Origin of the sequence: Brucella lupini, assembly GCF_002252535.1 — a bacterium.
Classification (GTDB): Bacteria; Pseudomonadota; Alphaproteobacteria; order Rhizobiales; family Rhizobiaceae; genus Brucella; species Brucella anthropi.
On sequence record NZ_NNRN01000042.1, the window covers coordinates 40,255 to 59,663 of the forward strand.

The following is a 19,409-nucleotide window of genomic DNA, read 5'->3' on the forward strand; positions in this document are numbered from 1 at the left end:
CGTATCTGGCAATGCAACACGCCTAAAATATGAGCGTTTTCCCGTGATTTCATTCGTCTTTTGCCGATGCATTGCAGAAAAAGCAAGTGATAAATCCTGCATTCCTGTAATGTCGGACAACCTGGCAGTCTTGCCAGGCTGAACGTACACGTTCCTGGGGCGCAAAGTCTTCCGGAACGAAGACATACTTATACAATACCGTCCAGCTCGCAACAGCCTGCAAGCAGTACCTGCAATGCTGACCGGGTATTAGTCACCGCTACCAGGCTCGGCGGAGAAATACTTCTCCAGTTTGCCAGCCACACCGTCCATTTCCTTGGCCTCCGGCAGGGCATCCTTCTTCGCGGTAATATTGGGCCATTTTGCCGCATATTCCGTATTCAATTCCAACCACTTGTCGAGGCCCGGCTCGGTGTCGGGGCTGATCGCCTCGGCAGGGCATTCCGGTTCACATACGCCACAGTCGATGCACTCGTCGGGATTGATGACGAGCATGTTTTCGCCTTCGTAGAAGCAATCGACCGGACAGACCTCGACGCAGTCCGTATATTTGCAGCGAATGCAATTATCGGTCACGACATACGTCATCGTCGAACTCCTGTTGCCGCCCGAATTCCAGAACAGGCGGCTTATCTATCCTACAGCTTTGCGCCGATACTCCGGCAAGCCGACAATCGGCTCGGGGCTTTGGAATATCTCGCCACGAAGTCACTGTGCACGGAAATGGTTGCTAGTGGATTGAATTTGACGTTTGATACCCGTCCGACATCAATCTCATTTCAAACGTCAAATTCGAAAAATCCACTAGATCCATGGGTTTATTAGTGGTCTTTTAGCTTCCGACATTTGCTCAACGTCTGTATCAGGGGAACGCAAATGTCGGAATCAGACCACTAGCCTCAGCCCATGCCCTTTTATGACAATGCGTGAGGTAACGATTTTATCCTGCCGTGACAAGGGTACAAACGCCGCAACGTCACGAAGTAACGCACATCTGAAACAGCATTTCGTTTGACGGCTTTTGCTTGGAAAACGCTTTCGCCAGAACGGTTTGATGCGCAATTTCCATCACCGCCGCAACGAGCCTGCGGCAACGCGTCCGTGTCAGCTTCCGCGTAAACGATCCGTTTCGCGACGTTCTTTCTTGGTCGGGCGCCCGGCTCCGCTTTCGCGCTGCGGCGCTACGGCCTCCGGCGATATCGTAGAAGTGGATGCAGGTGGAGGCGTAAGATCTTCATAAAGCAGTTGGGCTTCGGGCGCCGGACCACGACGCTCCCCCGGAGCGAGTATCTTGTAAACGAGGATGCGTCGGTCGAGGGTAATGGTCAGCACATCGCCAACCTTCACCTGATGAGCCGCCTGCTCGATCTTGTCACGGTTGACCCGGACCTTGCCGCCGACGGCGAGTTTCGCCGCCAGCGATCTTGATTTGACCACGCGCGCGAAGAACAGCCACTTGTCGATTCGCTGTCTTGCGCCCGCATCTACAGTCATTTTACTTCTTCATCTGTTCTTTCAGAGCCAGAAGCTTGGCGAAAGGCGAATCGGGATCGATACGTACAGGACGTTCCTGCTCGACGCGCTTGCCGCCCTGATGGCCGTGATCGCGCTTCGGCTGACGCTGATTGCCACCACGGAAGTCACCCTTGGAGCCTTCGCGCTTGCCTTCGCCGTCATGACGCTTTTGCTTGTCGAAGCGCTTGCCGCCGCGATCATTACGCGCCTGCTGGTCTGCGCCACCTTCGGACTTGCGTGCTTCACCGCCCTGATCACGGTTCTGATGACCGCGATTCTGGTTGCCACGACTTTGACGCTGACGGTTCTGGTCCTGATTGCGGTTGCGGCCTTCGAAACGACCCTGACGCCACAGAAGAACAGGCTTTGGCTCTTCAGCCGCCGCTTCTGCGGTTTCACCTGCCGGTGCGGCTTCTGCAGCCACCGGAGCTTCTTCCGCTTTGGCTTCAGTTTCCGTTTCAGCGACAACAACCGGTGCAGGCACAGGTTCAGCCGCTGGCACGGCAGGTTTCTCAGCCTCTGCGACCGGCGAAGCGCCAATTTCCTTGACTGCAGCTTCAGCCGCGAAAGCATCCAGTTCGGCGAGCTTCGCCGTGACCGCAGCGGCTTCCATGGCCTCGTGACGATAGCCAAGGCTCTTCAGGATTTCTTCCATGTCGTCGGTTGTCGCACCGAGAATCGACATCATGGCAGGCGTGACAATGAAACGTCCGCCGTCATAAGCGCCATCCGGACGCGCACCGGAACCCGGACGCCAGGCAAGCGCCGGGCGAATGAGATCGGCAAGACGTTCCAGAATATCGATGCGCACAGCGCGACGGCCCAGCACACGATAGCCTGCCAGACGGTAGAACATCGGATCGAAAGCCGGATCGACGACGACCGAAGTGCGACCAGCGGCCAGCACGTTCACGACATCGCCATAACCGGCACGTTCGCGGCCATCGTTCTTCAGCGCCCAGAGCAGCGTGATGAGGCCAGCCGGAGCGGGTTTCAGCAGCATGGGCATGAAGACGTGATAGGCACCGAAACGCACGCCGAGACGACGGAGCGCCGCACGCGAATCCTGATCGAGCCCGCGCACTTCCTCTGCCACATCGCGGCGCGGGAGAATGCCGAGATTCTCGACGATCTGGAAAGCAAGGCCGCGTGTCATGCCGGTCAGAGCATCGGCGGCAGCCAGATCGGTGAGCGGCTTCAGAATGGTTTCGATATGATGAGCGACGAAACGTTCAATACGCGCGGCAACCTTGTCACGCGCCGCTCCGGTAAGCTGTTCGTCGGCCAGGATCACCGCGCGCGGCTTCAGCAGGTCATCGCCCGCAACCAGCGTTGCGACCGTTGCACCAACCCAGCGCATAACGCCGTCCGAGCCCAGCGCGAAATCGCCATTCGGCGCGGCAGCAAAGCGCTCCGCGCGACGTTCGAACTCGGCGGCCAGCGCCTTTTGTGCAGCCGACTTTACCGCCTTGGCGTCCGGCCCCTCGGCCTGAACGTCAGCGGTAAAACGGAATCCTTCCAGTTGCCCGACATTGTGGCCTTCGACAATCACGTCTCCGGCAGGGCTGATTTCTGCTTCAAGCATGGCATTCTCTCTCAGGCGCCTCATAAGCACGCTTGTCCTGCGGTCTACAAAGCGTTTCGTCAACCTTTCATGCAGCGCGTCGGACAATCTGTCCTCAATTTCGCGCGTCTTTTCCTGCCAGTGTGTCGGATCGGCAAGCCATCCCGGCCTGTGCGACACAAAAGTCCAGGTTCGAATTTGCGCCACACGATGCGACAGGGTGTCAATTTCCCCCTCTGTGCTATCGGCGCGGCGCACCTGTTCGCTCATATAATCTTCATCGACGCTCCCTCGGCGTACCAGATCCTGATAGATGGTTGCAATGATATCGGCATGCTGCGCCGGCGCGATCTTGCGATAATCGGGCAGCGCGCAGGCGTCCCACAAAAGCTCGATGCGTGCCGGTGTCTTGGCGAGCCGCACAATCTCTTCGTCTTTCGACAAATTTTCAAGCGCTTGTTGATCAACGGCAGGCAAAGCCTTGGCCAATCCTTCAATCGGTGCGGGCGTTTCCAGAGAATACCGCAGAGAATCGAGCGATGAAAAGTCGAAACGCGCCGTGCGCCACTGCAGAACTTTCACCGGATCGAAATTATGCGCTTCCACCCGTTCGACCAGTTCTTCGTCGAATGGATGCACCTGCCCGGTCACACCGAATGTGCCGTCACGCAGATGACGTCCAGCGCGCCCGGCTATCTGCCCAACTTCGGCAGGCGTCAGATCGCGGAACTGATAACCGTCGAATTTGCGGTTCTGCGCAAAGGCGACATGGTCAACATCCAGATTGAGCCCCATGCCGATGGCATCGGTCGCCACCAGAAAATCGACGTCACCCGACTGGTAAAGCTCTACCTGCGCATTGCGCGTGCGCGGACTGAGCGCGCCCATGACCACCGCAGCACCACCGCGCTGGCGGCGGATCAGTTCAGCAATCGCATAAACCTCGTCGGCAGAAAAGGCGACAATGGCGGAACGGTTCGGCAGGCGGGTAATCTTCTTGGCCCCAGCATAGGCCAGATGCGACAGGCGCGGACGCGTTACCACATTGATGCCGCGCAAGAGCTTTTCCAGAATGCCGCGCATCGTCCCAGCGCCAAGCAGGAGCGTCTCCTGCCGTCCCCGCAAATGCAGGATGCGGTCGGTGAATATATGCCCGCGTTCCAGATCACCGGCGAGCTGCACTTCATCGATAGCCACAAAAGCCACATCAGTGCGGCGCGGCATGGCCTCGACCGTGCAGACGGAATAGCGCGCGCCGGGCGGCACGATCTTTTCCTCACCCGTGACCAGCGCGACATTGGCCGCCCCGACCCGTTCCACCACGCGGTTATAGACCTCGCGCGCCAGAAGGCGCAGCGGCAGGCCGATCATCCCGCTTCCATGCGACAGCATACGTTCGATGGCGAGATGCGTTTTGCCGGTATTGGTCGGCCCAAGCACCGCAGTCACATCGCGGCCACTCAAGGTCAGCGGCAAATCATGGGCAGGGAGTTGGTTCATGCCAATAATCGGATTCCCGGTACAAGCGCCCGTCACGGGCTGGATGCTGGTTCTTGCGATAGCACTATACGACCTGCACCGAAAGCGCTCCTGTTAAGTTTCAGTATGGACGAGTTGCCAACCTTTCGGCGACCGATCTGCAGCCGGTCAATAACTTGTCGATTAACGATTGGAACGACCCTGGAACGAATCGGCGACGAATCGCTGACTCAGAGAGCTTCGCCTTTTGTTCACGGCAACATATAGTAAGCCTAACACAAAACCCCACAACATAATGAATCGGATGTTCCGCTTTTCCTCGTTCTCCCGACGCGGAACAACACCGCCGTTAACTTTTGGCAAAACCTGTCAACAGGCTGTTCCGATTACAATGCAATTCTTCAGAAAATCTTAATGATTACTGATAGTTCGTTAATGCCGAAGCGGATGGAAACTCGATTTTCGTTAACCTTCAGGCCAAAGCCGGAACGAATCGGCGACGAATCGCTGATCTGCAACGTTTCTCCGTTTGTTCTCACCACATCTGGTAGTCCGTGATCGCAATGCACCATAGAAAACCAGTATTAAACAGACTTTGAGCACCGTCTCATCGGTTTCGCGTTAACTTTCTAACAAGGCCACCATACCGACGCCAGCGATTTCAAACGTCTCATTGCGGAAACAAAAAGGCGGACGGAGCCAAATCTCCGTCCGCCTCTGTTCCAGTGAAGGAGAAGGTCAGTCGCGCTCGACGCACAAGGCAACGCCCATGCCGCCGCCGATGCAAAGTGTCGCCAGACCGCGCTTGGCATCGCGGCGCTGCATTTCGTAAAGCAGCGTCGTCAGAACGCGTGCGCCTGATGCGCCGATCGGATGACCGATCGCGATTGCTCCGCCATTGACGTTGACGATATGGGGGTTGAGACCAAGATCACGCACAACAGCACAGGACTGTGCTGCAAAGGCTTCGTTGGCTTCGACCAGATCGAGATCGCCGACGCTCCAGCCTGCCTTTTCCAGCGCCTTCTTCGTCGCCGGAATCGGGCCTGTTCCCATGATCGAAGGATCGACGCCAGCCGTTGCCCAGGAAACGATGCGCGCAAGCGGCTTCACACCACGCTTGGTGGCTTCATCCGCATCCATCAGCACGACAGCCGCAGCACCATCGTTAATCCCGGATGCGTTGCCTGCAGTAACCGTCCCCTCCTTGTCGAAAGCGGGCTTCAACTTGGTCAATGCCTCAATCGTCGTGCCGGGACGGATATATTCATCCGCCGAAATGACGATATCGCCCTTGCGACCCTTTACAGTGAACGGAACAATTTCATCCTCGAACCTGCCCGCATTCTGTGCCGCCTCTGCCTTCTGCTGGGAAGCAAGTGCGAACTCGTCCTGATCGGCGCGGGTCAACTGCCACTGATTGGCAATATTCTCGGCAGTGATCCCCATATGATAGCCATGAAAGGCATCAATCAGGCCGTCCTTCAGCATGGTATCGACCATCTTGAAGTCGCCCATCTTCACGCCGGACCGTAAATGCGCGCAATGCGGCGCCATGGACATGGATTCCTGACCGCCTGCCACGATGATCTTGGCATCGCCGGAAAGAATCTGCTGCATGCCGAGCGCAACCGCTCGCAAACCGGAACCGCATAGCTGGTTGATCGAGAAGGCTGTCGTCTCTTTCGGGCAACCGGCATCCATCGCCGCCTGCCGCGCAGGGTTCTGGCCCTCGCCTGCCGTCAACACCTGTCCGAGAATAACCTCGTCCACATCCGTCGCCGCCACACCGGCGCGTTCCAGCGCTCCTTTGATAACCGTCGCGCCCAATTCATGTGCGGGGATATTGGCAAACGCACCGTTGAAAGCGCCCACTGCGGTACGCGCCGCGCTGGCAATGACGATGGCTTTCTGGTCGGACATTCTTTCCTCCTTGAAATGTTGCGCAACACAAAGACCAAAATTCCGGCCTTGGCAAGCTTTGCCGTGTGCCCGCAACCGTCTTCATGAAAATCGATAAAGTGTTTTTCCCATGACGAGCAGCATTGGAGTGTGCATTGCCGGTCATGATCGCTAAATTGCATTTAGCTATAAATAGGAGATATTCATGACTTCACTGACGCTCGAACAAGCCAATGGGATTATTGCTGGTGCCTTTGCCAAGGCAGCCGAGCTGAAACTGAAGCCGCTGGCTGTCTCCGTCTTTGATGCAGGCGGAAATCTGAAAGCGTTTCAGCGGCAGGACGGAACTTCGATCCTTCGTTTCGAGATCGCCTCGGGCAAGGCTTTCGGTGCACTCGCCGTCGGAACGGGCTCGCGCTGGCTGCACAATCAGGCCAAGGACCGTCCACACTTCCTGGAAGGTTTGTCGGGCGTGTCCGGCGGCAAGGTCGTGCCGGTGCCGGGCGGCGTTCTGATCAAGGATGCAGGCGGCGAAATCCTCGGTGCCGTCGGCATTTCCGGTGATACATCAGACAATGACGAAATTGCAGCCATTTCCGGTATCGAAGGCGCAGGCTTTGCATCAGACGCAGGCTGATTTTCAGCAAAAGCTCACGATCAAGGCCGCTTTATGCGGCCTTTTTCATGCAGCTTGCAGAGAAGACCGCACAAAAGAAAACGCCGCTTCCGGAAACCGGAAACGGCGTTTTTGAAAACCATCTTTCGGCTGCAATGCAGCGTCAGACTTATTCCTTGGCTTCGAGGACCTGACGGCCGCGATACATACCGCTCTTCAGATCGATATGATGCGGACGACGAAGTTCGCCCGAGTTCTTGTCCTCGACATAGGTCGGGGCCTTGAGAGCGTCAGCCGAACGGCGCATGCCGCGCTTCGACGGAGACGTTTTTCGTTTTGGTACTGCCATGGATCCAGCTCCACTGATCGGTCAATAAACGTCCGGCACGGCCCCGAAGAGCCTGTCACATCGGACAAAATTCCGGAAAGTCACGTGCCTATACACGCTCTAACGGCATTTGACCAGCGGGAGTCTTATCTTTTTTTCGTATCATGCATTTATTGCACGCAAACCACATAGGGACCTGACCGTGCGGCGCGTCCGGCGACGATCCGGGCAATGCGCTGCATGTTGCGCGTCGGCTTGGCGGGGTTGCGCAAGGCCGGGTTTGGCAGCGTGACGGCAAGCAGTGCGGATTGCTGTGCATTGAGTTTTGCTGCCGGGCGCTTGAAATGATGCTGGGCTGCGGCCTCGATTCCGTAAATGCCCGGTCCCCACTCGGCGATATTGAGATAGATTTCCATAATGCGCTTTTTGGACAGAATACCGTCGGCAGCCAGCGCCAGCGGAAATTCGAGCCCCTTGCGGACATAGGAGCGCCCATTCCACAGGAAGAGGTTCTTCACGGTCTGCATCGTGATCGTGGAAGCGCCGCGGCTCGGACCACCCTCGCCCGTATCGTCCAGAACCAGCCCCAGCTGATGCCAGTCCACCCCGCCATGGCTGCAGAACTGGCCGTCCTCGGCCATCATTACCGAATTGACGAGAACCGGCGCGATATCGTCGATACTGACCCATCTCCGGTCCACGCCCTGAAACAGAACATAGTCCTTGACCATCAGGGTCGAGATCGGGCGGACAAAGGGTACGGAATAGACGAAAAGCAGGAAAATCGGCAGCACGGCCAGAATCACCAGAATCTTGAGCGCGAGAGCAATCCGGGCACCCCAAACAGGATCCGCCAGATAATTGCGTCCATCTTTGCTCTTGATGATGATTTTTGCCACTGCCACCGCCTGCTACCTTCCCCCAAGCGACATAAACCATTCCTTAATAAGTTTGAACCGGATTCCATAATCCAACCGGGGAAACAAGTCGAAACACGCCGTTTCGTGACGTTCAAATGAAAAAGCCTGTGCTGATCGTTGTGGCCAGTTGACCAAATCAGCGCTTTCGTCCATCCCCTTTGACATGGAAAAGCTGTCGACCGATTTCACCGCCATTCTCAACCATCGTGCCATGGAAGTAGAAATGGCACTGACGGGCCTTCTGGACCAGCGCCTCAAGACGGGAGAAATCGCCCGCCCGGAACGGCTGCTCGCCGCCATGCGGCATGGTGTCCTGAACGGTGGCAAGCGCCTCCGGCCTTTTCTCGTTGTCGAAAGTGCCGCTTTGTTTGGCAAAGGTGGCGACGCCGTTCTGCGTGTTGCAGCCGCGCTCGAATGCATTCACTGCTATTCGCTTGTCCATGACGATCTGCCAGCCATGGATGACGATGACCTGCGGCGCGGCCAGCCGACCGTGCACAAGGCATTTGATGAAGCTGCCGCCATTCTGGCCGGTGACGGCCTTCTGACCTATGCTTTCGATATCATCTCGTCGGATGAAACCGATCTCGATGCAGCAATTCGCCTGCAACTGGTTTCAGCGCTCGCCCGTGCATCCGGTCTCGGTGGCATGGTGGGCGGACAGGCTCTCGATCTGATGGCCGAAACCAGCAAGCCTGACGAAGCCGGCATCATCACGTTGCAGGCAATGAAGACTGGCGCATTGATCCGCTTCGCCTGCGAGGCCGGAGCCATCATCGCCAATGCATCCAGCGAAGACCGCGAGCGCATGGCCGAATTCGGCTCCGCTATTGGCCTTGCCTTCCAGCTGGCGGACGATCTTCTGGACGTGACCGCCGACGCCGAGGCGATGGGCAAGGCCACTGGTAAAGATGCCGCCGCCGGAAAGGCCACGCTGGTTTCACTCCACGGCATCGACTGGACCCGCAAGCAACTGTCCGGACTGGTTGCCCAGGCGGAAAGCTTGCTGGCACCTTTTGGCAAGGATGCGGATATCCTGAAGCAGGCCGCCCGCTTCATCGCCGAACGGCAGAGCTAGACCATGTCTCCCGCAAGCGGGAACCGGTTTTGCTCAGGATAATGCGTAAAAACAACGATTTAAAGATCGTCTTCACGTACCTTGACGATAACCACATCGTCAGCGGAAAGCATGCGCCCGTCCTGAGAACGCACATCAAGCGCGGCCACGTCCTCGCCTGAAACGCTGTCGACAAGACGCGAATGAGTTTCACCCGGCGCAAAGAGATGCTTTTCTCCCCATTGCCTGAGCGACACGATGACAGGCAGCAGATCGCGGCCTTTTGCCGTCAGGCGATACTCCTGATGCGCGCCACCATTAGGGTCTGGCACGGATTCCATGATTCCCTCTCCCGTCAGCTTGCGCAGACGTTCCGAGAGAATATTGCGGGCGATTCCGAGATTCTTCTGAAAGGCGCTGAAACGTGTCACGCCGTCGAAGGCTTCACGGACGATCAGCAGCGACCACCAGTCGCCGATCACATCAAGCGCGCGCGCACTCGGGCAATAATCGCCTTTCATGCTTTTCTTTCGAACCATGTTAACTCCACAGATTGCAATCTGGTTGCAATATAAAACCTTTTTCGCTACAAGCAAAATGGTTTCATTTTAAAACCATTTTGCAGGAGTCCGTCATGCAACCTTCAACCGGCGCGGCAGCAACGCTGTCCGCGAACCCTGATGCACGCCCTTTGCTTTCCTCGACTACCCTTTTTCTGTTTGCGGCTGCAAGCGGACTGGCGGTAGCCAATGTCTACTTTGCTCACCCGCTGCTCGATGTGATGGCCGATGACCTTGGCCTCAAACGCTCAACAGCAGGTCTCATCGTCGCCGCCAGCCAGCTCGGTTATGCAATCGGCCTGATTTTTCTCGTCCCGCTTGGCGACCTCTTCAACCGGCGAAAGCTGATCATCACGCATTTCCTTCTGTCGGTCCTGTCCCTGATCGCAATCGGCTTTGCGGCCAATGCCACCGTGCTTCTGGTCGCCATGGCCACTATGGGCCTGCTCGCCGTCGTCACACAGGCACTTGTCGCCTATGCGGCCAGCCTCGCAGCACCGGCGCGACGCGGCCATGTGGTTGGCATCGTAACCAGCGGCATCGTGCTCGGCATATTGCTGGCGCGCGCGATAGCCGGCGCGCTCACCGACATTGGCGGCTGGCGCAGCGTCTACTTCGTTTCCGCTATTCTCACGCTTTTGATCGCGCTCCTGCTGTGGCGCAGCCTGCCCGACCAGAAGCGGCAGCCGACCAGCGTTAGCTATCCGGCACTCATTCTGTCGCTTGTGACGCTGTTTCGCTCCGAGCCGGTACTACGCATTCGCGCCATCATCGCCATGCTGATCTTCGCCAATATTACCACTTTGCTCGCGCCACTGGTCATGCCGCTCAGTGCACCACCCTTCGAACTGAGCCATGCAGAGATCGGTCTGTTCGGACTGGCAGGTGCTGCAGGAGCGCTTGCCGCGTCGCGTGCTGGCGGTGTTGCCGACCGCGGCTATGCGCAGCGGATGACAGGCATCGCTTTGCTGCTGATGTTCATGTCATGGGGTCTGATAGCCCTGCTGGAACATTCACTGCTCTGGCTGATCGCAGGTGTGCTGATTATCGACTTCGGCCTTCAGGCTGTCCACGTCACCAATCAGGCGATGATCTACCGTGTACGCCCGGACGCACAGAACAGGCTCACCGCCGCCTATATGGTTTTCTATTCCATCGGCAGCGCAAGCGGTTCGGCGGTTTCAACCTGGGTCTATGCTTATGCAGGCTGGAATGGCGTTTGCCTGCTTGGCGCAGGCATCAGCCTTGTCACGCTCATCTTCTGGGCAGCAACATTAAAGGCTACACCAGAGACCGCTACGCGCGCAGTTACCTGTACCGCTTAGTTCTGGCCAGCAGCGATTTTCTGATCGAGTCCGAAGCGGTTCTCGATGTAATCGGCAACCATTTTCTGGAAGTCCTCGGCAATAGCAGGACCGCGCAACGTCGTGACTTTCTTGCCATCGACAAAGACCGGTGCGGACGGCGTTTCGCCCGTGCCGGGAAGCGAGATGCCGATATCAGCGTGCTTCGATTCGCCCGGCCCGTTGACAATGCAGCCCATCACGGCAACCGACAGCGCTTCTACGCCGGGATATTTCTCGCGCCAGACCGGCATGTTGCGGCGGATATCGTCCTGAATAGTCTGCGCCAGTTCCTGGAACACGGTCGATGTCGTACGACCGCAACCGGGGCACGCCGCAACAATCGGAATAAATTGCCGGAAGCCCATGGTCTGCAGAAGCTCCTGCGAAACCTGCACTTCGCGGGTGCGGTCGCCGCCGGGTTCAGGGGTAAGCGAAATACGGATTGTGTCGCCGATGCCCTGCTGCAATAGAATGCCCATGGCCGCCGACGAGGCGACAATGCCCTTGGTGCCCATGCCTGCTTCGGTGAGGCCGAGATGCAGCGCATGATTGGAACGCTGCGCCAGCATCGTATAGACGGCGATCAGGTCCTGCACCTGACTGACCTTGGCCGACAGAATGATCTTGTCGCGGCCAAGTCCGATCTCTTCGGCAAGATTGGCGGAAATCAGAGCCGACTGCACAATGGCTTCGCGCATGACTTCCTGTGCGCTCAATGGCGCGCCAGCGTCCTGATTGCGATCCATCAGCGTGGTCAAGAGTTCCTGATCGAGTGATCCCCAGTTCACACCAATACGCACCGGCTTGTCGTAACGGATCGCCATTTCGACGATATCAGCGAACTGCTTGTCCTTCTTGTCCTTGAAGCCGACATTGCCCGGATTGATACGATATTTTGCAAGCGCTTCCGCACAGGCCGGATGATCGGCCAGCAGCTTGTGACCAATATAATGGAAGTCGCCAACCAGCGGCACATCATGGCCAAGACGTTCCAGCCGTTCGCGAATTTTCGGAACGGCGGCCGCCGATTCATCACGATCCACCGTAATGCGCACGATTTCCGAACCGGCACGGTGAAGTGCAGCCACCTGCGCGACCGTGGAGTCCACATCCGCTGTGTCCGTGTTGGTCATTGACTGCACGACGACGGGCGCACTGCCGCCGACGATAACGCCACCGACACTGACGCCAACCGACTGGCGACGAGGAAATGGATGCGAAAAATAGCTGACGGCCTCGGAAGACATTTTGCTCTGTTCTTAACTGTACCTGTTCTCAGGTGGCGCAGCGCGACGCGAATGTCAACGCCCGCCTATATTGAGGCCCGCATATATCTGGGTCTGCGTATATCCGGCTCTCGCTTTATATAATCGCTTGCCGTTGCCTTGTCGCCCTCTCATTATGTCGCCGGGAACAAGGAGGAAATCACGCATGAATGCTGCATCTGCCTGCAAGACCGCAATCGTCACCGGATCGAATTCCGGGATCGGCCTCGGTATAGCCCATGCGCTGGCGGCGGCAGGACACAACGTCGTGATCAACTCATTCACCGACCGTGAGGAGGATTATACGCTCGCACGCAAGCTTGGCGAGGAACATGGTGTCAGCGCGGTCTATATCGCGGCCGACATGTCGAAGGCCGAACAATGCCGCGCACTGATCGCAGAAACGGTAAAGCAGTTCAGCAGTGTGGACATTCTCGTCAACAACGCCGGTATCCAGCATGTATCTCCCGTCGAGGAGTTTCCGGCCGAACAATGGGACCGCATCATCGCGATAAACCTGACATCGGCCTTTCACACCTCGGCTGCCTCGATCCCGCATATGCGCAAGACTGGCTGGGGCCGCATTATCAATATCGCTTCAGCCCACGGCCTCGTGGCATCGCCGTTCAAGTCGGCTTATGTTGCCGCCAAGCATGGCATTGTCGGTTTTACCAAAACACTGGCGCTGGAACTTGCAACCGCAAAGATCACGGCCAATTCCATCTGTCCCGGCTATGTGCTGACGCCGCTTGTCGAAGCGCAGATACCGGACCAGATGAAGGCCTACCACATGGACCGCGAAACCGTGATCCGCGAAGTGATGCTAGATAAACAGCCGACGAAGGAATTCGTCACCACCGCACAGATCGGCGCCCTTGCCGCTTTCCTCGCAAGCGATGCGGCAGCGCAGATCAATGGCGCTGCCATTCCCGTCGACGGCGGGTGGACTGTCGAATAGCGCATCCCGAAAAGTGGAAACCGGTTTTCGGATAAGATGCGCGTCATTAAGAAAGTTCAGTGCTTATGATCCGCGTATCGGGCCAGACTTGAAAAGGCCAGCACGACCAGCAGCAAGACCGGAAGCGCCAGAAACACCACGCCAAAGCCGCTATGCTTGGCAACAAAACCGATCAGCGACGGCGCCACCAGCATGCCGGAATAACCAAGCGTCGTTGCGATGGACAGGCCGACACTCGGATTGACGCCCGGCATGTTACCAGCCATCGAGAAGGCGATCGGCACCATGTTGGAAATACCGATCCCGCAGATCGCGAAGCCGATAATCGCCGTTGCTGGGCTGTTTCCGAAACCGACGATCAGCATGCCGATGATTGCAATGATCGTGCAGGCACGAAGGGTTTTGACTGCACCAAACCGGTCGCGGACCAGATCGCCTGCAAAACGCATGATGGCCATTGAGCCCGAGAAAGCTGCGAAGCCGAAGCCTGCCACCGTGACGGAAGCACCCAGATCCTGGCGCATATGATAGGCGCCCCAATCGAGAATCGCCCCTTCCGGCACCATGGAAAACAGCGCCATGACACCGACAAGCCAGGGCAGAGGATTGCGCGGCAAGGTCAGCTTCTGCTTTTCGCCGCTTGGATGATGATGCTCCGTGTCCGGGATGATCGAAGGCCATGCGATAGCAATCAGGATTGCGGCCACAATAGTCGTCACCAGCGCATGAACGGTCGACCCGAATTGCGCGATAAGAAAGCCGCCTGTCGCAGCACCGATGAGGCCGCCGAGGCTCCAGAATGCATGGCAGGACGACATGATTGCCCGGCGCATTTTTTTCTCGACCGCGACCGCATTGGCGTTCATCGACACATCCATCGCAGCCATGGTCCCGCCGAAATAGAACATCACGATCACAGCCGTGACCACATTCGGCACCAGTGCGATGATGAGCAGCGCCGGGATAAAGGCGAGTGCAAAAATGCGCACCACCATGCCCGAACCGCGATGTGCTGAAAGCGCACCTGCGACCGGCATCATGGCCAGAGAACCAAGGCCGAAGACGAGGATCATCAACCCCATGCCTGCACTATCAAGTCCGAGGCGTTCGGCAAATTCCGGAATTTTTGGGGCCCAGCCGCCGAAAATATAGCCGTTCATCAGGAAGAGTAGCGCAACGGCAATCCGCTCTCTGGTTACAATCGGCGCACGCGCAGGCGCCGCATCTTCGCGTCCGGAAACCTGTTCCATCTGTCCCTCAGTTGCGGTCCGCTGCCGCACGTAAAATCTTCATATCCGATGTCGCATAGGGCGCAAGCGCTGCTTCATCCGCATCATATTCGACAGCCATGACACCGACATCGTTCAGGGGAACGACATCATGGGCGGCAACCGTACCGAGCTTGTCGCTCGTAATGGCCAGTGCCACCACCCGGCTACGTCCGGCTATCACTCGCTTGAATTCCGCATCGTCCAGATGCAGCGCCGTTACGCCGATTTCGGCGGCAATACCGCACGCGCCCAAAACGCAAAGATCAGGCCGCAGCAGTTCCGCATCACGCAAGGCGCGTGCCCCGACGGCGGCACTCACCCGCCGGTCGATGGGACCACCAATCATGATCAGCTCAATCTCCGGCGAGCCCATAAGAATTGCAGCGATAGACGGCGTATTGGTGACGACGGTGATGGCTTCACCACGTTCGACCAAAAGTCGCGCCAGAGCCGTATTCACCGAAGATGCATCGAGAAACACCGTCATGCCGGGTTCGACCAGTTCCGCCAGGACCGCAGCCAGGGCGGCCTTCGCTTGTGGTCGCTCGGAATCCCGTTCTGCGAGCGGAGAAGGCTCGGGCACGGCACGCAACGCGCCGCCATAGACACGCTTGCAGAGCCCCGCCGCCGCCATCTCGCGCAGATCGCGCCGGATCGTATCCTCGGACACGCCGAAACTTTCAGCCAGTTCAGCAGCCAGTACGCGACCAGACTGCTGTAGCAGTTCCTGAATGCGCGCCTGTCTTTCGTGAAGCAGAAGCTCTGTCACCGTCACCCTCCTATCATGCACAATCATGCATAAATCGGCACAAACATGCATATCAGATTTTGGGAACCCTGCAAGCGCAAAAAAAGCCGTACCTTTTGACAGGCACGGCATTAACGTTTCTGATGCTTTTAACGACTCGAAAGCGACAGTTACGGTCTCTGATGGGCCGCTACGCTTCCCCCTCATCCTGAGCTTGTCGAAAGACGAGGGTAGGCGTTGTGCATTTCCCTCGCCCTTCGAGACGCCGTTTTCAACGGCTCCTCAGGATGAGGGAAAAGGAGACCTGGAACGCGATCCGAAGATCGATCCACTTTGACAGAAGCCCATAACTGTTACGAGTAGACGACGAGCAAATCCTTGGCATCGATCTGTTCGCCGGGACGTACCAGCACTTCCGTGATAGTGCCATCGCGTTCGGCATGGATGGCGGTTTCCATCTTCATCGCCTCTATGGAAAGCAGCACATCACCCTGCGTAACCGCCTGGCCGGTCGCCACGGCAACCGTTGATACGACACCCGGCATCGGTGCACCAACCTGCCTGTCGTTCCCGGCTTCCACCTTGCGACGCACACCGCCAGAAGCGCCTTTGGCCCGGTTCGGCACCTTGATGCGGCGCGGCTGACCATTCAGCTCGAAGAACACCGTCACCATGCCCTTCTCATCGGTTTCGCTCATTGCCTGATTGACGATCACCAGCGTCTTGCCGCGCTCCAGATCGACGAAGACTTCTTCTTCCGGCTTCAGGCCGTAGAAATAGACCGGCGTTGGCAGAACACTTGTCGGACCATAGGTTTCCTGCGCGGATGCATAATCGGTGAAGACCTTCGGATACATCAGTGCCGACGCGAATTCCTGATCGGAAATCTTGCGATCGACTGTCTCCTCGAACCCTTCACGCTCGGCGTTCAGATCGGCAGGTTCCAGCAGGGCACCGGGACGCACGGTAAACGGCTCTTCGCCCTTCAGAATCTTTTTCTGAAGCGCCTTCGGCCATCCCGATGGCGGCTGGCCAAGATCGCCGCGCATCATCGACACCACGGAATCCGGGAAAGCAATGTCCTTTGCCGGATTTTCGACGTCGGCAACCGTCAGATCCTGACTGACCATCATCAGTGCCATGTCGCCCACAACCTTGGAGGATGGCGTGACCTTGACGATATCGCCGAACATGCGGTTCACATCAGCATAGGCCTGCGCCACCTCATGCCAGCGGGTTTCAAGTCCCAGCGAACGGGCCTGCTCTTTCAGGTTGGTGAACTGACCACCCGGCATTTCATGCAGATAAACTTCTGAAGCTGGTCCCTTGAGGTCGCTTTCGAAAGCCGCATACTGGTTGCGTACGGCTTCCCAATAGAAAGAGATGCGGCGGATCGAATCCGGATCAAGGCCCGGATCGCGCTCGGAACCGTGCAGTGCCTCGACAATGGAACCGAGGCAAGGCTGCGATGTGTTGCCGGAGAGAGCATCCATCGCCGCATCGACCACATCCACGCCCGCATCGATCGCGGCAAGTACGGTCGCCGCCGAAATGCCCGACGTATCATGCGTATGGAAATGGATCGGCAGATCGGTTTCCTCGCGTAGCGCCTTGAACAGGGCGCGGGCTGCGGCAGGCTTCAAAAGCCCCGCCATATCCTTCACCGCAATGATATGCGCGCCAGCTTTTTCAACTTCCTTCGCCAGATTGACGTAATATTTGAGGTCATACTTGGCGCGTTCCGAGTTCAGAATATCGCCAGTGTAGCAGATCGCCGCTTCGCAGAGCTTGTTCTCCTCCAGCACCGCATCCATCGATACACGCATGTTTTCGACCCAGTTCAGACTGTCGAAAACGCGGAACAGATCGATGCCGCCGCGTGCTGCCTCGCGCACGAAATATTTTACGACGTTATCGGGATAAGATTTGTAGCCGACGCCGTTTGCACCGCGCAAAAGCATCTGCAGAAGAAGGTTAGGCGCAGCTTCACGCACCAGCGCCAGACGCTCCCACGGGTCTTCGGTGAGGAAGCGCATCGAAACGTCGAAGGTCGCACCGCCCCAGCATTCCAGCGAAAACAGATTCGGCAGTGCCTGCGCATAGGAATTGGCGATGCGGGCAATGTCGTATGTGCGCATGCGCGTCGCCAGAAGCGACTGATGGCCGTCACGCATGGTCGTATCGGTAATCAGCGCACGCTTTTCGTTGCGCATCCATTCCGCGAACTTCTTCGGTCCAAGCTGGTCCAGACGTTGCTTGGTGCCATCAACGACCGGCTTATCACCGAACCACGGCACGCGCGGCTTGGCGGCATCCTTAGCCGGCTTTGCGCGCCCCTTGGTTTCTGGATGGCCATTGACCGTCACGTCGGCGATATAGGTCAGAAGTTTGGTGGCACGATCCTGCCGCTTGACCTGCTCGAACAGTTCCGGCGTCGTGTCGATGAAGCGCGTCGTGTAGTCGTTTGCCTGAAACTTCGGATGATTGATGATCGCTTCGAGGAAGGTAAGATTCGTCGCCACGCCACGGATGCGGAATTCGCGCAAGGCGCGGTCCATCCGGCGGATGGCTTCCAGAGGCGTTGCGCCTGAAGCAGTCACCTTGACCAGCAGCGGATCGTAGTAGCGGGTGATGAACGCACCCGAATAGGCCGTACCGCCATCCAGACGAATGCCGAAGCCCGACGCCGAGCGATAGGCCTGAATGCGTCCATAATCAGGAATGAAGTTCTGTTCCGGATCTTCCGTGGTGATACGGCACTGAAGCGCATGGCCATTAAGGCGAATGTCCTCCTGGCGCGGCACACCCGATTCCGGCGTGCCGATGGCAAAGCCTTCGAGAATATGAATCTGCGCCTTGACGATATCGATGCCGGTCACCTGTTCGGTCACCGTGTGCTCGACCTGAATACGCGGGTTGACCTCGATGAAATAGAACTTGCCGCTATCGGCATCCATCAGGAACTCGACAGTACCCGCGCCGATATAATCGGTCGCATGGGCAATCTTCAGACCATAGCCTGCCAGTTCCTGACGCTGCGCGTCATCGAGATAGGGCGCTGGTGCGCGCTCCACGACCTTCTGGTTGCGGCGCTGGATCGAGCAGTCACGCTCGAAAAGATGAACCGCATTGCCATGGGTATCGCCCAGTATCTGCACTTCGACATGGCGCGCGCGTTCAATCAGCTTTTCGAGATAAACCTCATCCTTGCCGAATGCGGCCTTGGCCTCGCGCTTGGCTTCCGTCACTTCACGGGCAAGATCAGCCTCGGCGCGGATAGCACGCATGCCGCGACCGCCACCGCCCCAGCTTGCCTTCAGCATCAGCGGATAGCCGATTTCTGCCGCAAGTTTCTTCACTTCCTCAATATCGTCGGGAAGCGGGTCGGTGGCTGGAACCACCGGCACGCCGATTTCAATGGCGAGATTGCGTGCCGCAACCTTGTTGCCGAGGCGGCGCATGGTCTCCGGCTTCGGGCCGATGAAGATGATGCCATTTTCAGCGCAGGCTTCAGCAAATTCCGGGCTTTCGGACAAAAGGCCATAGCCGGGGTGGATCGCATCGGCGCCCGAAACCTTGGCGACGCGGATAATCTCATCGATAGAAAGATAGCTTTCAATCGGACCAAGATCTCGATCCAGATGCGGACCGCGACCGACCTGATAACTTTCATCAGCTTTGAAGCGATGCAGGGAAAGTTTGTCTTCCTCAGCCCATATGGCCACCGTTTTGAGCCCCAGCTCATTGGCGGCGCGGAATACGCGGATTGCGATTTCAGATCGGTTGGCGACCAGAATTTTCCGGATAGGCTTTTGGGCGAAAGACAAGGCAGATCTCCCTAACTGCAATGACAAAGGCGCCATTGCTTAACCTGCAATAG

The 19,409-nt window shown here is 57.5% G+C and carries 15 protein-coding genes; 4 read left to right on the top strand and 11 right to left on the bottom strand.

Translation table 11 applies throughout. The features are described 5' to 3' along the window. Positions 1 to 249 precede the first annotated feature (249 nt). The 4 genes from fdxA to CES86_RS09085 all read right to left on the bottom strand — a co-directional run bounded on the left by fdxA (position 250) and on the right by CES86_RS09085 (position 6,481). Entirely contained in the window at positions 250 to 588 is a 339-nt protein-coding gene (gene fdxA, locus CES86_RS09065) for a ferredoxin FdxA (protein ID WP_006467781.1), read from the bottom strand. 516 nt (positions 589 to 1,104) lie between these two features. Continuing rightward, positions 1,105 to 1,494, bottom strand: coding sequence for an RNA-binding S4 domain-containing protein (locus CES86_RS09075; RefSeq protein WP_012091281.1), 390 nt, complete (start codon positions 1,492 to 1,494; stop codon positions 1,105 to 1,107). Position 1,495: 1 nt separating this feature from the next. Next, positions 1,496 to 4,579: a helicase-related protein gene (locus CES86_RS09080; RefSeq protein WP_094514205.1), complete on the bottom strand. Its 3,084-nt coding sequence runs from the start codon at positions 4,577 to 4,579 to the stop codon at positions 1,496 to 1,498. Between the two features lie 717 nt (positions 4,580 to 5,296). Further along, positions 5,297 to 6,481 carry an acetyl-CoA C-acetyltransferase gene (locus tag CES86_RS09085; protein ID WP_094514208.1) on the bottom strand — a complete coding sequence of 395 codons (1,185 nt, stop codon included), beginning with the start codon at positions 6,479 to 6,481 and terminating at the stop codon, positions 5,297 to 5,299. A gap of 184 nt (positions 6,482 to 6,665) precedes the next feature. Between CES86_RS09085 and CES86_RS09090 the strand changes: the two genes are divergently transcribed. After that, positions 6,666 to 7,097, top strand: coding sequence for a GlcG/HbpS family heme-binding protein (locus CES86_RS09090; RefSeq protein ID WP_012091278.1), 432 nt, complete (start codon positions 6,666 to 6,668; stop codon positions 7,095 to 7,097). A gap of 148 nt (positions 7,098 to 7,245) precedes the next feature. On the opposite strand, the gene rpmF is transcribed toward CES86_RS09090, so the two are convergent. Further along, entirely contained in the window at positions 7,246 to 7,425 is a 180-nt protein-coding gene (rpmF, locus tag CES86_RS09095; RefSeq protein WP_006467787.1) for a 50S ribosomal protein L32, read from the bottom strand. A 149-nt stretch (positions 7,426 to 7,574) separates the two neighbouring features. Next, complete coding sequence (gene mtgA / locus CES86_RS09100; RefSeq protein ID WP_029376280.1) at positions 7,575 to 8,303, bottom strand: monofunctional biosynthetic peptidoglycan transglycosylase; 729 nt, start codon at positions 8,301 to 8,303, stop codon at positions 7,575 to 7,577. Positions 8,304 to 8,487: 184 nt separating this feature from the next. Here mtgA and CES86_RS09105 point away from each other — a divergent pair, with 184 nt between their 5' ends. Next, on the top strand, positions 8,488 to 9,402 hold the full coding sequence (locus tag CES86_RS09105) for a polyprenyl synthetase family protein (RefSeq protein ID WP_029929494.1): 915 nt from the start codon (positions 8,488 to 8,490) through the stop codon (positions 9,400 to 9,402). A 59-nt stretch (positions 9,403 to 9,461) separates the two neighbouring features. Here the strand turns inward: CES86_RS09105 and CES86_RS09110 are convergent, their stop codons facing one another. Next, positions 9,462 to 9,920 carry a winged helix-turn-helix transcriptional regulator gene (locus tag CES86_RS09110; RefSeq protein ID WP_036587731.1) on the bottom strand — a complete coding sequence of 153 codons (459 nt, stop codon included), beginning with the start codon at positions 9,918 to 9,920 and terminating at the stop codon, positions 9,462 to 9,464. Between the two features lie 95 nt (positions 9,921 to 10,015). Here CES86_RS09110 and CES86_RS09115 point away from each other — a divergent pair, with 95 nt between their 5' ends. Beyond that, the gene (locus CES86_RS09115) at positions 10,016 to 11,266 is read left to right on the top strand and encodes an MFS transporter (protein ID WP_094514209.1); all 1,251 of its coding nucleotides are present in this window, start codon (positions 10,016 to 10,018) and stop codon (positions 11,264 to 11,266) included. Here the strand turns inward: CES86_RS09115 and ispG are convergent. After that, on the bottom strand, positions 11,263 to 12,534 hold the full coding sequence (gene ispG, locus CES86_RS09120) for a flavodoxin-dependent (E)-4-hydroxy-3-methylbut-2-enyl-diphosphate synthase (RefSeq protein ID WP_010661447.1): 1,272 nt from the start codon (positions 12,532 to 12,534) through the stop codon (positions 11,263 to 11,265). The genes CES86_RS09115 and ispG overlap by 4 nt on opposite strands. A 184-nt stretch (positions 12,535 to 12,718) precedes the next feature. Between ispG and CES86_RS09125 the strand changes: the two genes are divergently transcribed. Further along, positions 12,719 to 13,510 (top strand): 3-hydroxybutyrate dehydrogenase, encoded by a 792-nt coding sequence (locus CES86_RS09125; protein WP_094514211.1) that lies wholly within the window; start codon positions 12,719 to 12,721, stop codon positions 13,508 to 13,510. Positions 13,511 to 13,566: 56 nt separating this feature from the next. Here CES86_RS09125 and CES86_RS09130 read toward each other — a convergent pair whose 3' ends face one another. From CES86_RS09130 to pyc, 3 genes are all read right to left on the bottom strand, one after another. Beyond that, positions 13,567 to 14,760: an MFS transporter gene (locus tag CES86_RS09130; protein WP_094514213.1), complete on the bottom strand. Its 1,194-nt coding sequence runs from the start codon at positions 14,758 to 14,760 to the stop codon at positions 13,567 to 13,569. Positions 14,761 to 14,767: 7 nt separating this feature from the next. Next, positions 14,768 to 15,601 carry a DeoR/GlpR family DNA-binding transcription regulator gene (locus CES86_RS09135; protein WP_373418752.1) on the bottom strand — a complete coding sequence of 278 codons (834 nt, stop codon included), beginning with the start codon at positions 15,599 to 15,601 and terminating at the stop codon, positions 14,768 to 14,770. 281 nt (positions 15,602 to 15,882) lie between these two features. Further along, positions 15,883 to 19,356 (bottom strand): pyruvate carboxylase, encoded by a 3,474-nt coding sequence (pyc, locus tag CES86_RS09140; RefSeq protein WP_094514215.1) that lies wholly within the window; start codon positions 19,354 to 19,356, stop codon positions 15,883 to 15,885. Positions 19,357 to 19,409 lie beyond the last annotated feature (53 nt).